The sequence below is a fragment of the Paenibacillus sp. FSL E2-0201 genome, from assembly GCF_037963325.1.
Classification (GTDB): Bacteria; Bacillota; Bacilli; order Paenibacillales; family Paenibacillaceae; genus Paenibacillus_AQ.
Window position 1 is genome coordinate 2,247,071 of sequence record NZ_CP150154.1, and the last position, 12,950, is coordinate 2,260,020.

The window sequence follows — 12,950 nt, forward strand, 5'->3', positions numbered from 1 at the left end:
AGACATCATGCCGGAATTACCGGAAGTAGAGACAGTCAAGAGAACACTGAATGATTTAGTTAATGGAAAGCAGATAGAGAGTGTAACCGTCCGGCTGGCTCGGATAATTCAGCGACCGGATGATATTCAGGCTTTTGCCAACCTGCTCGCAGGTCATAGCATTGTTAATGTTGAACGAAGAGGGAAGTTTTTGCGCATCGTGCTAGACGGTCTGGTGCTGGTATCTCATTTACGGATGGAGGGCCGTTACGGACTTTTTTCGAAAGATGATCCACTGGACAAGCATACACATGTGATATTCCATTTTACCGACGGCACGGAACTGCGTTATACGGATGTTCGTCAGTTTGGTACGATGCATCTTTTTCAGATTGGTGAAGACCTTCAGCTTCCTCCTCTTAATAAGCTAGGGCAGGAACCGCTGGAGCCGTCCTTTACGCCGGAGAAGTTTAAGCAGATTGTATCAGGCAAAAGCACAAAAATTAAATCGCTGCTGCTGAATCAGGAATATATCGTCGGCATAGGTAATATTTATGTAGATGAGTCCTTACACCGTGCAGGGATTCATCCAGAAGTCAGCGCTAAGGATCTATCGGATGATCAACTCGATCAGCTACATCACGCTATTGTCAGCACGCTGACGGAAGCGGTAAACGCTGGGGGTTCATCTGTAAAATCATATGTGAATGGTCAAGGTGAGAGCGGCACTTATCAACAACAGCTGTTGATTTACGGTCGTAAAGATCAGCCGTGTAATAACTGTGGAACAATGATTGAGAAAACTGTTGTAGGTGGCCGTGGCACGCATTATTGTCCAAGCTGTCAGCGCAAGTCAGAAAACTGAAGATGTAATTAGGTTGGCACCCACTACTTGTCCCGCCCATATACTGTGTGAAGAATGCTTAATAGAGAACGGAAGCTGATTGAAGTATATTGTTCAGTGTTCCGGTTCTTCACAGGAGGGATTGCGGGTGCTCAGCCCATTTTTTTCACTGCTATTACTAGCTTTTGCTTTGAGTTTGGATGGTTTTGGTGTTGGTATTACATATGGACTGCGTAAAATGAAGATACCATTGCTCTCCGTTCTGATTATCTCGCTTTGTTCGGGGGTAGTTATCTGTGTATCTATGCAAGTGGGTGTTCTGCTTGCTAAGGTAGTGTCTCCACATGCAGCTTCTGAGGTTGGCGCTGTTATACTCGTGCTAATGGGTTGTTGGTCGCTCATTCAGATGCTAATGCAGAAAGAGAAGGAACAGACTGGTGAACGTAAAGTAGATCGTGAAGAAAATGTGCTATCCACAGAAGCTAGGGCAGAGATAGCTGTTGATACTGAAGATGTCGCAGAACAGGCTGTCACAGCTCCTGAGCAAGTAAAGTCAGCTGTCTTTTCCCTTGAGCTACGGCGGTTGGGGATTGTTGTACAGATCTTGCGTACACCATCATCTGCGGATATGGATGATTCCGGAAGTATTTCTTCGATGGAAGCGATGCTGCTCGGAATTGCCCTCTCACTAGATGCCTTTGGAGCCGGACTAGGCGCAGCACTACTCGGTTTCAATCCAATATGGACATCACTTACAATTGCTCTGTTTAGTGGTACATTTCTATTGCTGGGCATGAAGACTGGATTAAAATTCGCCGGGAACTACTGGATGAAGCATGCTGCTGCACTACCCGCGTTATTATTAATTACAATGGGAATACTGAAGCTATTATGAGGTGAGTACATGATTATTGGCTTAACCGGAGGCATTGCATCCGGAAAAAGCACGGTGTCCGCACTGCTTGTGAGCAAGGGAGCGAGGCTGGTTGACGCGGATGTGATCGCCAGAGAGGTTATGCTCCCCGGTCATGAGGTGCTGGCTGCGGCTGTGAAACAATTCGGAAGCGAGATCCTCTCTCCGGATGGCACACTGAATAGGGGCAAGCTGGGGGACATTGTATTTCAAGACCCGGCGGCCCTGCAAGCCCTGAACAATCTGACGCATCCCGCAATCCGGCGGGAGATTAAAGAACGTATGAACAGCATGGGGGAAGAAGATCCAAAGAAGTTAACAATTGTGGATATCCCTCTTCTTTTCGAATCAGGACTCGAGAACATGTTCCATGAAATACTGGTGGTCTACGTGCCTCGTGAAGTGCAAATCGCTCGATTAATGGAACGTAACGGACTTTCTTTAGAACAAGCAGAAGCACGCTTAAATGCACAGATGGATATTGAAGCAAAGCGTAACAAAGCGGACTATATCATTGACAACAGTGGCGAACTTGCGCACACTGAGCAACAGGTTGCTGTTCTTTGGGACAGGCTGGGCTTATCATGAAATGGTTACGTAAAAAAAGAGTCCTTCTTCTGTTATTCATTGGTTTTACTGCGATATTGTTTCTGAGTACGAACTGGATGTCCTGGTTTTATCCGATCCATTATAAAGATGAGATCCGTAAGCACAGCGTTACGTACGATATTGACCCATTCCTAGTGGCTTCAATTATCCGAGTGGAAACGAACTTCAAAACTGGACGAGAATCCAAAAAAGGTGCTATAGGTTTAATGCAGCTTATGCCGGATACCGCCAAATGGGCCCTTGAAAAGGCCAAGCTCCCTGATGTATCTATGGAGGAGCTAAAGCATGAACCATCAGCAAATATTGAACTAGGTACCTGGTATCTTTCAACATTATCCCGTCAGTTCGAAGGTAAACGTACAGCGGTTATCGCTGCATATAATGCTGGACCGGGTAAAGTTCAAAAATGGCTGGATGAGGGGATTTGGGATGGAACGGATGCTACCATTAAGGACATTCCGTTTGGTGAAACCCGCCATTATGTACAGCGCGTCAACTATTACTATGATCAGTACACGGATATTTACAACGAATTCTAAAACCGTGTTATGTATAAAAAGAAGTACTAAACGATCTTGCGATCGTTTAATACTTCTTCAGTAAGCTTATGTGGACAGGTTATTTGTATTGACCTGCCAATTGTTGTTCTGCCAGGGTTACAAGACGTTTAGTGATGTAACCACCGATCGAACCATTTTCATAAGAAGTTTTATTGCCTTGGTAACCATCTGGGGAAAGCGTGATTCCGAGTTCTTGGGCAACTTCATATTTAAGTTGTTCCAAAGCACCGCGGGAATTTGGAGCTACAAGGTTATTGGAGCTGTTGTTTTGGCTCATTGCTGTTCACCTCCTCTGTTGGTAACTGTATTATGTGCCGGACTTGCCATAATCATTACAACAAATAAACGGTGATTTCTGGAAAAAATGAAATAGCCCTTCAAAAGCCGGATGCTTAACATACCGGGACAAAAAAACATTATGTAATAGGAAGTGATGAAGCTTATGAAATGCCCTTACTGCGATCACACAAATACTAAAGTACTCGACTCGCGACCAGCAAATGAGAATAAGTCCATCCGCCGCAGGCGTGAATGCGAGCGTTGCAGCAAACGGTTTACAACCTTTGAAATGATCGAGGAAACACCGTTAATCGTGATCAAAAAAGACGGGAGCCGTGAGGAATTCAGCCGTGATAAAATACTTCGGGGCTTAATACGTGCCTGTGAGAAACGGCCTGTCTCTGTAGAACGTTTAGAGAAGATCGTCTCTGAGGTAGAGAAATCCCTGCGAGGCATCGCCGTAGCTGAAGTGGAGAGCCAACAGATCGGTGAATTGGTTATGGAACAGCTCTATCCAGTAGATGAAGTCGCATACGTTCGTTTTGCGTCTGTATACCGTCAGTTCAAGGATATTAACATGTTTATGAAGGAACTGAAGGGTCTGTTATCTAAGAGTACTGGGGATCTGGACAGATTGTAGGGTTGTGGCTAGTCTAATGACTAAAAAAAGTGTTGACAGCGAAGGCGATTTTTTATATTATATAGGAGTCGCCTACGGCGCTTGATTTTGTCAGAATGACTTAAATACACCGAACTTGATTCTAAAATGTGTGATTACATACATCTGAAAATTACGTTTGGGGCCATAGCTCAGCTGGGAGAGCGCATCGCTGGCAGCGATGAGGTCAGGGGTTCGATCCCCCTTGGCTCCACCAAACTTCATATGGACTCTTAGCTCAGTTGGTAGAGCAGTAGACTCTTAATCTATTTGTCCAGGGTTCGAGCCCCTGAGAGTCCATCACAGAAAGAACGGCAGAGATGCCGTTCTTTTTTTTGCTATAATTAAGGCATTTGTCTTGGCTTGCTGGGCTGTTTGCAAAAATGGCGGAAGTGGCTAGCGTTTCTCATATCCGTCAATCTTCCTTCCTGTTATGAGCTTTGCGCCCTGATAATTCAATCCTTAATGATTCTCCGTTTAGATGCTTAAGCATCTAAACGGAGAATTGGACATCGCTTTTAAACCAACATTTCATAAACTAGAATGGGGGCGAACCATTCGTTCCATCAACGTGACTACCTGCTTGCGCGGAAGAAGTCGGCTTCCCTGGGATGCCCAATAATTTAGTTTTCCCGCGATAATGTAACTCCGTTTCTTTTCGATTCCCCGAAAGCCGGTCTTCACAACATCGATTGGAGAGGCGAGTTTTCTTCCTGAGGCAGCATCTGATCCAGTAACCTTAAAAAACTCCGTTTCAGTCGCACCAGGGCAAAGCGCCAAAATCCTAACGCCTCGATCGCGATTTTCTGCCCAGAGCGCCTCGGAGAAAGAGAGTACGAATGCTTTCGTTGCTGAATAAACGGCCATATAGGGTGCGGGCTGAAAGGCTGCAACAGAAGCGACATTAATAATAATACCGTCTTTGCGGCGTTGCATCTCCGGAAGAAACTGATGATTCATTGCGACTAAAGAAGCTATATTTAGGCGGATCTCTTCTTGCTCACGTTCTGGCGATATTTCCTCAAAGCGTCCAAAGGTTCCAAAGCCAGCATTATTGATCAAAATGTTTACTTGGAGTCCCAAAGTGCGAATCTGATCAGCCAGTTCTTCTACGGAGCCGGGCTTAGATAAATCCTGCGCTATGGAATAAGTGTGAATAGGGTATTTGGAAGCAAGCTCCAAAGCGAGGGAATCGAGTTTTTCTTTGGATCGGGCGACTAAAATGACATGGCATCCTTTTGCAGCTAATTCAGTTGCGAATACTTTACCGATCCCAGCAGATGCTCCAGTGATAAGCGCGACTTTATCGGTATAATGAATCATTAGAAGATCCCCCATTCCAAATTTTTAAGTATGTTAATTAGAATAAATATTCTAATTTATTATAGTGCTCAAAGGGGAATTAGGTCAATTTTTTTTAATTCCCACGAAACATCTTGTTTTAAACAAGGTTTGTATTATGATGATGCGGATTTTGCGGAATAAATATTCCTAAGTTATAGTGTAGAGGATACATAATTACTCGTTAGTGGAATGAATTTTCTATAAGAAGGTGACAGGGTGGGTAAGCGGGAAGATATTTTAAAAGCGACATTATTTCTAATTAATAAAGACGGGCTTCAATCCGTTACATTTGCCAAAATATTTCAACAAGCCAATGTCGGCTCTAGCACGGTATATCATTATTTCAAGGATAAAGAGCAGCTTGTAAATGAATTGTTTAATATCGTTCGCATTCATCGGAGCGAAGAGGTATTGAAACAATACGACGCCGGTCAGACGATTTATGTAAGACTCAAAATGCTTTTATGGAATCAGGCGCATTATGCATTGAATTTCCCGGATGAATTAACGTTCTTGGAGAACTATAGCTATTCACCTTATATCGCCGAAGAAATTCGCAACGCACAGGATCCTTCGGTTATTGAGGCCTTTTCTGTAATCAGGGAAGGTCAACAGCAAGGGATGATTAAAGAAATGGACCCGATCATCCTGATCCAGCTCTTATATGGTATGATAACCTCTGTTATCAAAGGGTATCTAGCGGGGGAGTATAAACTGGAGCAACCTCAAATTCAACAAATTATTGAGCTTTGCTGGAAGACCATCAAGGTTTAGTATTAGAAACGGCAGAAATGCCGTTTTTTTTGCTGTTTGCAACGTGGGGAAGCTTTCAGGTATTACGGGCAGAAATAGACCGCATCTTTTGCGAGAGGGCGGTCTATTTTTTTTGTGTTGAGGCAAGATCCAGTTCTTTCTCCCAGACGGAGGTTATGATAATCTGCATCTCAAGAACAGGCAATGCTTCATCAACTCAACAATAGACTCTAGTCGGGACGTGCGACTTAGGTTATTATGGAAGCGCAAACATCTCTTCTGGGATGTAATGAAAGCTACAATTTAGCTACTGAGCATAAAGGCACTCTGAACGGAGGATTCGATGGAAAACTGGTTGGGTAAATCGTTAAAGCAGAAGCTGAGTTTGTTGTTTATTATTTCGGTATTGGTACCGGTGTTGTCTCTGGGACTGTTCTCCTATTATATTGCTGAAAGCTTAACGGAGGAGAAAGCGAAGAGCTCCGGCATGAATACGCTTCGGCAAATTGGGGCCTATTTAGAAAATATGGTAAGCGATGTTGAGAATCTATCCCTATTCCTTATCGGCCACCCTGATGTCCAAAGCTATTTGAAAACACCGGAACATGATTTGCTAAAGCAAACCTCGATCGTTAATTTACTTACAACATTATCGATTTCCAAACCATATATCGCCAATGTCATGATCGAATCGAATGAAGATAACAAGCCGTCGGTTTCCTTCAGATCCGTCCTCGAATCAGAATGGACCGATATTCAGAGCGAGTATCCCGGTTATTATGAGGAATATCCCAAGTGGTGGTCTCCGGTGCATCATTTCGTTACGTCGGACGGCAAAGAGGATGTCATTACGATGTCGCGGCCGATTCGCAGCACATCAAAATATTACAAAATCGGCATGCTTAAAATTAGCCTGACACAATCGGTTATCTCTAGCCATTTAAAGCAAGCTGGACTAGAGGGTGAAGGCGTCGCCCTGCTGTTGGACGGACAAAACCGGATATTGGCTGGACCGGAAGGGTACGCGACTAACAAGAGCTTGAACGATTATTTTCCCGGAATAGTTGATTTCAAGAGCAAGTCGGGGTCGTTCGATTACGGAGAAGCAGAGGAGCGGAGTACAGTACTGTACTACCAGATGCCGAATGTTAACTGGAGGCTTGTAGGCATCATTCCGGCAAAAGCTTACAGAGCGCAGAACCAGTATTTTTTAACGTTAACTGCAATTGCAGTCAGCATTTCTATGCTCTTTGTTATAGCGTTCGTCCTTGTACTTATTCAAAAGGTGACGAAACCGTTGTCTGCATTAACGAAGTTTCTAAGGAATTCCAGCCCAGACGAGCCGCTGCCGACACTGCCCGTCACATCGATCGATGAGGTTGGACAACTGATTATTAGCTATAATCGGATGAGCTCGCGAATTATTAATCTAACCGATGAGGTGAAGCTGAGCGAAGCGTTGAAGAAGGAAGCGGATATGTCGGCGCTTCAAGCGCAGATCAATCCGCATTTTCTATACAATACATTATCTTCAGTCCACTGGATGGCGCTAATGAAGGGAGAAGAAAAAATCGCAGATATGGTAGGTTCATTGAGTGATTTTCTTCGTTTCAGCTTAAATAAAGGACAGGAATATTGTGCAATCAGCCAAGAAATTTTGCATGTAGATCATTATGTGAAGATTCAGTCCATTCGATATCCAGATAAATTTGATTACGAGGCGGATATACCGACGGAGCTGCTGGATCTGAGAATGCTGAAGCTGCTGCTCCAGCCGCTAATTGAAAATGCGATGATTCATGGTATTTTGAAAAGAGAAGGTAAAGGGAGCATTGTCGTGAAAGCGATGTCAGCGGGAGAGCGTATAACGTTTATCGTTCAGGATGACGGTGTTGGCATGAGCAGGGAAAGATTGGAGTTGCTGAGAGAGAAGATAAATGCAAACTTGGGCATTGATCCGCTGAAGAATAATGACTCGGCAGGCAGCAGCTACGGATTGCGCAACGTGCATAATCGGCTACAGCTTCATTACGGGCATGAAGCCGGTTTACGGATCGAAAGCGTAGAAGGAAGCGGCACTAAAGTTAGTTTTACGATTATACCGCTCCAATCAGAAATCTAATAAGCTGCAATCTTTGTGGGAGAGAAGGAGAATCTGCACATGAAGCTTTTGATAGTAGATGACGAAGTCATTATTAGGACCGGTCTTAGCACGGTAATTAAATGGGAAGAGAATGGCATTGAGCTGCTCGCGCCGGCCGCTTCCGGGGAGGAAGCACTGATGCGCATTCCGTTAGAGTATCCTGACATCATTTTAACCGATATTCGGATGACGGGTATGACGGGATTGGAATTGTCTCGCGAGGTTAAGCGGGATTTTCCTTACATTGAAATTATTATATTGTCTGGATTCGATGATTTTGCATATGCACAGCAAGCGATGCGGGAAGGAATAAGTGATTATTTGCTTAAAAATACCCGTCCTGGCGATATTATGACTGCGGTTATGCGCGTGAAGCAGCGTATCGTCAGCAGACGTGAGGCTGATCATCAAGGCGCCATCCATCAAACGGCATTCCGCTGGAAGCAGCTAGATCGCTTTCTTCGCGGGGACAATCTCCTGACGGAGCGTGAAAGTGAGGAACTGTTGATCTATTATCCTGAGCTGAGGCTCGGATCGGATATGGAGAAGCTAGAGCTATGGCTAGTTACATCTGCGTCTCCGCTGACCATGAAGGAGGAGAAGGAAGGGGAAATGAATGAGGTGGCTACGATGATTAGAGATTCACTTGGCTGCGTCATTCTGGATTGGGATTGTGGATGGCTGCTTATTTTCCGCAGGGGGCAGCCGGGTGCGAAGCGATTGGTTAAGGCGTCGATGGAGCGGGCGGAACGCGTTTATAGCCAGCCTTTTTTTGGCGCATGCGGTGTATGGGCCAGCAACGTGGTAGAACTGAGGGAGTCACTTCGCACCGCCGAACAAACCGCCTCGTACCGCTGGTTAGCAGAGGAAGCAAGAATGCTGGCCTATGAGGATATTAAAGACCGGAAAGGAATGAGGACCGTTTGTACGGAAGAAGTGGAGAGTAAGTTGACCGCCGTTCTGAGAAGTGGGAGCCGAGAAGTCGTACAGCAGTGGATAAAAGATGAACTGGCGAGCATTAGGCAGGATACGGAAGCGACGCCTAGTTCCGTTCAAGCGTATTTGCATTCGTTGATCGTTGGTGGGTACCGCTGGTTAGAGCGTGCAGCGGCATCCGTGGGTCAATCAATGCCGAAGCTTCCGCAGCTTGAAATGCTGGATATGAAGCTGCTTACTGCGAATCCAGAAGAAACATTGCAGCAGATGCTGCTTGCCATCCATGCACAGTATGAACGATTAAACGGCAGCAGGAATGAAGCCATTGACCGAACTGTAGCCTATATACGCGAGCATCTTGCTGACAGCTTGTCTTTGGCGCAGGTAGCGGCAAGCGTACATATGAATCCAAACTATTTTAGCAAGCTGTTTAAACAGGAAACAGGTAAAAACTATATTGAGTATGTAACGGAAGCGAGAATGGAATGGGCTAGCCGTTTGTTGAAGGAAACGCCGGCGAAGGTAAGCGAGATCGCTAGGCGGGTAGGTTACGAGGATATGAAGCATTTTAACCAGCTTTTTAAGCGGTACAGTGGCGAAACCCCTTCGCAATATCGATCAAGATGAATTGACGAAGGTGAAAATATCCCCCGTAAGCGCTTAATTATCCCCCCTACGACTTATCGTCTGTCTTATCTATACTAGGGTTATTACTAAAGGGGGAATATTTGAATGAAGAAGAGACTTGCGTTTGTAACGACAATTATCTTGATGATTGCCCTTTTGGCAACCGCTTGCAACAATAGCGGAAACAAAGAGCAGAGCAAAGAAGGGAACAAAGGCTCTGAAGAAAAGACGAAAATTTCAATATGGCATAACTTCGCAGGTGACGACCTTCGTGCCAAAGCGGTTAGAGATCTGATCGACAAGTATAAAGAAGAACATCCAGACGTTGAAGTAGACGCGCAAGCGATCCCGGTTGATGGTTATCGTCAACGCCTAAGCACAGTGGCCGCAGCAAATGAAATGCCAGATGTATTTTTCGTCTATGCGGGTAGCCAATCCCAAGAGTTCTATGATGCCGGCAAGCTTCAACCGATTACAGAGTTGATGGATAAATACCCAGAATGGAAGAACAATTTCTTGGCAGGGGCATTCGACCGCTATGAGTTTGAAAAAGGACAAATCTTCACAGCGCCGCTCGGGATGTCAGCAACTTCGTTTATGTATTATAACAAAGATCTTTTCGAGAAGAATAATGTAAAAGTGCCGACGACTTGGGAAGAGTTGATGGCTGCAATTAAAACATTCAACGACAACGGCATTACGCCGATTGCCCTGGGCAATAAAGCGCCATGGGTTGCACAATCGACGATTATCGGTTCGTTGGCTGACCGCGTGACGGGCACGGAATGGTTCTTGAAAGCTGCAGCTCAAGATGGAGCATCTTTTACAGATCCTGTGTTCATTGATGCTTTGGGCAAGTATAAGGAGCTCGTTGACAATAAAGCGTTTCAAGATGGTGCAAACAGCATCGACAACACGCAAGCAGAGCAATACTTCATTCAAGGAAAGGCAGCTATGATGATTAACGGCGCATGGTCGCTTACAAATCTTGCAGCATCCGCAACACCTGAGCAATTAGCACCTATCGAAGTCACAACAATGCCTGGCATAGAAGGCGGAGCAGGCAAAGCGAATACGATTTCTGGTGGTGCCGGCGCTGGCTTCGCGCTTAACAAAAATACAAAAGGCGCACAGAAGCAGGCAGCGCTTGATCTGATCTACGCAGTAAGCGGGCCGGACGGCCAAAAGGCGATCGCAGAAAGCAACTCGATGGTTATGTACAAAGTAGAACTGGATAAATCGAAAGTAAGCCCGCTTTACTTCAAAGCTTACGAATTGGCAGTGAATTCTGAAATTACACCGGTATATGACGCCTATTTATCTGCTGAAGCAGGCGAGGTGATCAACAACGGTCTTCAAGAGCTTATGATGGGCGGTAAACCAGAGGATGTAGCTAAAAAACTGCAGGATGCGCAAGCACGTTCGACTAAAAAGTAATCAGACAAAAGCTTGTAAAGGAGGCTGTCGCCATGCCTGCATCATTGCGCAGCAGAAGCTTCGTCATCATGGCGCTGCTTCCTGCACTACTCATCTTTATCATCTTTGCGATCATCCCGATTTTTTGGTCAGCTTACTACGGTTTCTTTGAGTGGAAGGGACTCGGTGCTGCCAAGCTTATCGGGTTGGATAATTACCGAATGATATTAGAGGATCCTGTATTCTGGAGAGCACTGAAAAATAACCTGATCCTTATTGTCTCGGCAGTAATAGGTCAAGTATCGATCGCATTGCTGCTGTCATTGCTCCTGCTTAAGAATACGATGTTCAATCGGCTGATGCGTTCCGCCGTATTTCTCCCGATGGTGCTGTCTACAGTCGTCGTCGGTCTCATCTGGGGCTATATTTATCACCCGCAAATCGGTTTGTTGAATCAATTATTGGAGACGCTGGGACTGGAATCTTGGACTCGATCTTGGCTAGACGATCCTAAAATCAATATGTTTGCTGTATCGATTCCGATTAACTGGGCGAATATCGGCCCGTATCTCATCATTTTCATCGCTGCACTCCAAAATATTTCTTCAGAAATTGATGATGCTTCGAAGATCGACGGGGCGATTGGCTGGAGGAAGCTATTTTTTGTGACGCTGCCGATGATTTGGGGAACAGTTGTTGTAACTATCGTACTGTGCATATCTGGTAGTTTGAAGGCTTTCGACCATGTTATCGTTATGACGCGTGGCGGACCTGCACAATCTACAGAATTGCTCGCCACATATATGTACAATAACACCTTTACGGTATACCGATACGGCTACGGCTCTGCGGTATCCACAATGATTATTCTGATTAGCGCCGTGCTCATTGGCCTAAATCATATCATCACGAAGAGACGCGGGTAATGGGCGGTCGGCTAATGTTAGCCCGGCCGATGAAGGAGTGAATCACTATGCAAGCAATGATAAACGCTCGGTCGGAGAAGATGAGAGGCTCGCTTTGGCGTAAGCCGATTTCCGGAATTGCGAAAATCATCCTGTTATTTTATGCCATAATTACATTGTATCCGCTATACTGGTTAGGAATAAGTGCATTCAAGTCGAATCAGGAATTTTTCAATCGTCCCTATTCCTGGCCGCAGCATTGGCAGTTCGACAATATAACCCGGGCATGGGATCTCGGGAATATGGGCCGGGCGGTGCTCAACTCCACAATTGTTACTCTCTCAGCACTGCTGCTGACCATTGTACTCGGCATGCTTGCAGCTTATGTGCTTGCCCGGTTCCCATTCAAATTGAGCGGAGCTGTAAAAGGATTGTTCTTGCTCGGCATGCTCATTCCAATTCATAGCACACTCGTTCCATTGTTTATTTTCATGAACAAGCTCGGGATGCTGAATACTTACTGGTCACTCATCCTGCCTTATACGGCATTTGAATTACCAATTGCAATCTTCCTCGGAATGGCTTACATCGTATCTATTCCGAGAGAAGTAGAGGAAGCAGCGATGATCGACGGTAATGGTTGGTGGGGAATCTTCGGTCGTATCATTTTCCCATTGTCCCTACCGATCGTGGCTACGATTACAATTCTTGCATTTTTGAGGTTTTGGAATGATTTCTCCTTCGCGCTCGTCTTTATTAATTCTCAAGCGTTGAAGACGCTGCCCCTCAGCTTGTCGCTCTTCTCCGACGGATTCGGAACGGACTACAGCTTAACGATGGGCGCGATGTTTATTGCTGCAATACCAACCATCGTCATCTTTTTGATCTTCCAAGAGCAGATTATGAAAGGCATGGTTGCAGGCTCGGTCAAAGGTTAACACCCTTGATCGAGTTTTTAGTGTAATCTTATACATATTTCATTCT

13 protein-coding genes and 2 tRNA genes are annotated in these 12,950 nt (G+C 45.3%); 13 read left to right on the top strand and 2 right to left on the bottom strand.

Annotated features, from left to right (window positions below):
* Positions 1–7 precede the first annotated feature (7 nt).
* The 4 genes from mutM (at position 8) to NSU15_RS09760 (ending at position 2,884) form a co-directional block, all read left to right on the top strand.
* Positions 8–844: a DNA-formamidopyrimidine glycosylase gene (gene mutM, locus NSU15_RS09745; protein ID WP_339290100.1), complete on the top strand. Its 837-nt coding sequence runs from the start codon at positions 8–10 to the stop codon at positions 842–844.
* A 127-nt stretch (positions 845–971) separates the two neighbouring features.
* Positions 972–1,718, top strand: a complete 747-nt coding sequence (locus tag NSU15_RS09750) for a manganese efflux pump (RefSeq protein WP_076119995.1) — start codon at positions 972–974, stop codon at positions 1,716–1,718.
* Between the two features lie 9 nt (positions 1,719–1,727).
* The gene (gene coaE / locus NSU15_RS09755) at positions 1,728–2,324 is read left to right on the top strand and encodes a dephospho-CoA kinase (RefSeq protein ID WP_339290102.1); all 597 of its coding nucleotides are present in this window, start codon (positions 1,728–1,730) and stop codon (positions 2,322–2,324) included.
* Positions 2,321–2,884: a lytic transglycosylase domain-containing protein gene (locus NSU15_RS09760; protein WP_339290104.1), complete on the top strand. Its 564-nt coding sequence runs from the start codon at positions 2,321–2,323 to the stop codon at positions 2,882–2,884. Before coaE ends, NSU15_RS09760 begins: the two co-directional genes overlap by 4 nt.
* 79 nt (positions 2,885–2,963) lie before the next feature.
* On the opposite strand, the gene NSU15_RS09765 is transcribed toward NSU15_RS09760, so the two are convergent.
* Positions 2,964–3,182 carry an alpha/beta-type small acid-soluble spore protein gene (locus tag NSU15_RS09765; RefSeq protein WP_042126012.1) on the bottom strand — a complete coding sequence of 73 codons (219 nt, stop codon included), beginning with the start codon at positions 3,180–3,182 and terminating at the stop codon, positions 2,964–2,966.
* Between the two features lie 165 nt (positions 3,183–3,347).
* On the opposite strand from NSU15_RS09765, the gene nrdR reads away from it, so the two are divergent.
* The 3 genes from nrdR (at position 3,348) to NSU15_RS09780 (ending at position 4,142) form a co-directional block, all read left to right on the top strand.
* Positions 3,348–3,824: a transcriptional regulator NrdR gene (gene nrdR / locus NSU15_RS09770; protein ID WP_042126015.1), complete on the top strand. Its 477-nt coding sequence runs from the start codon at positions 3,348–3,350 to the stop codon at positions 3,822–3,824.
* Positions 3,825–3,983: 159 nt separating this feature from the next.
* Positions 3,984–4,059 (top strand) — tRNA-Ala (locus NSU15_RS09775).
* Positions 4,060–4,069: 10 nt separating this feature from the next.
* A tRNA-Lys gene (locus tag NSU15_RS09780) sits at positions 4,070–4,142 on the top strand.
* A 231-nt stretch (positions 4,143–4,373) separates the two neighbouring features.
* Here the strand turns inward: NSU15_RS09780 and NSU15_RS09785 are convergent.
* Complete coding sequence (locus NSU15_RS09785; protein ID WP_042126017.1) at positions 4,374–5,165, bottom strand: SDR family oxidoreductase; 792 nt, start codon at positions 5,163–5,165, stop codon at positions 4,374–4,376.
* Positions 5,166–5,402: 237 nt separating this feature from the next.
* On the opposite strand from NSU15_RS09785, the gene NSU15_RS09790 reads away from it, so the two are divergent.
* From NSU15_RS09790 to NSU15_RS09815, 6 genes are all read left to right on the top strand, one after another.
* Complete coding sequence (locus NSU15_RS09790) at positions 5,403–5,960, top strand: TetR/AcrR family transcriptional regulator (RefSeq protein ID WP_042126019.1); 558 nt, start codon at positions 5,403–5,405, stop codon at positions 5,958–5,960.
* Positions 5,961–6,282: 322 nt separating this feature from the next.
* Positions 6,283–8,061 (top strand): sensor histidine kinase, encoded by a 1,779-nt coding sequence (locus tag NSU15_RS09795; RefSeq protein WP_042126021.1) that lies wholly within the window; start codon positions 6,283–6,285, stop codon positions 8,059–8,061.
* A 39-nt stretch (positions 8,062–8,100) separates the two neighbouring features.
* Positions 8,101–9,645 (top strand): helix-turn-helix domain-containing protein, encoded by a 1,545-nt coding sequence (locus NSU15_RS09800; RefSeq protein ID WP_339290106.1) that lies wholly within the window; start codon positions 8,101–8,103, stop codon positions 9,643–9,645.
* Positions 9,646–9,750: 105 nt separating this feature from the next.
* On the top strand, positions 9,751–11,082 hold the full coding sequence (locus NSU15_RS09805) for an extracellular solute-binding protein (protein WP_339290108.1): 1,332 nt from the start codon (positions 9,751–9,753) through the stop codon (positions 11,080–11,082).
* A gap of 32 nt (positions 11,083–11,114) precedes the next feature.
* Positions 11,115–11,987, top strand: coding sequence for a sugar ABC transporter permease (locus tag NSU15_RS09810; RefSeq protein ID WP_339290110.1), 873 nt, complete (start codon positions 11,115–11,117; stop codon positions 11,985–11,987).
* Positions 11,988–12,034: 47 nt separating this feature from the next.
* Positions 12,035–12,904 carry a carbohydrate ABC transporter permease gene (locus tag NSU15_RS09815; RefSeq protein ID WP_042126028.1) on the top strand — a complete coding sequence of 290 codons (870 nt, stop codon included), beginning with the start codon at positions 12,035–12,037 and terminating at the stop codon, positions 12,902–12,904.
* The last annotated feature ends 46 nt before the right edge of the window (positions 12,905–12,950 follow it).

Excerpts from the sequence above, each read along its gene's own strand:
- mutM (WP_339290100.1), top strand. The coding sequence starts at position 8 with ATGCCGGAATTACCGGAAGTAGAGACAGTCAAGAGAACACTGAATGAT.
- coaE (WP_339290102.1), top strand. The coding sequence starts at position 1,728 with ATGATTATTGGCTTAACCGGAGGCATTGCATCCGGAAAAAGCACGGTG.
- NSU15_RS09760 (WP_339290104.1), top strand. The coding sequence starts at position 2,321 with ATGAAATGGTTACGTAAAAAAAGAGTCCTTCTTCTGTTATTCATTGGT.
- NSU15_RS09765 (WP_042126012.1), bottom strand. The coding sequence starts at position 3,182 with ATGAGCCAAAACAACAGCTCCAATAACCTTGTAGCTCCAAATTCCCGC.
- nrdR (WP_042126015.1), top strand. The coding sequence starts at position 3,348 with ATGAAATGCCCTTACTGCGATCACACAAATACTAAAGTACTCGACTCG.
- NSU15_RS09785 (WP_042126017.1), bottom strand. The coding sequence starts at position 5,165 with ATGATTCATTATACCGATAAAGTCGCGCTTATCACTGGAGCATCTGCT.
- NSU15_RS09795 (WP_042126021.1), top strand. The coding sequence starts at position 6,283 with ATGGAAAACTGGTTGGGTAAATCGTTAAAGCAGAAGCTGAGTTTGTTG.
- NSU15_RS09800 (WP_339290106.1), top strand. The coding sequence starts at position 8,101 with ATGAAGCTTTTGATAGTAGATGACGAAGTCATTATTAGGACCGGTCTT.
- NSU15_RS09805 (WP_339290108.1), top strand. The coding sequence starts at position 9,751 with ATGAAGAAGAGACTTGCGTTTGTAACGACAATTATCTTGATGATTGCC.
- NSU15_RS09810 (WP_339290110.1), top strand. The coding sequence starts at position 11,115 with ATGCCTGCATCATTGCGCAGCAGAAGCTTCGTCATCATGGCGCTGCTT.
- NSU15_RS09815 (WP_042126028.1), top strand. The coding sequence starts at position 12,035 with ATGCAAGCAATGATAAACGCTCGGTCGGAGAAGATGAGAGGCTCGCTT.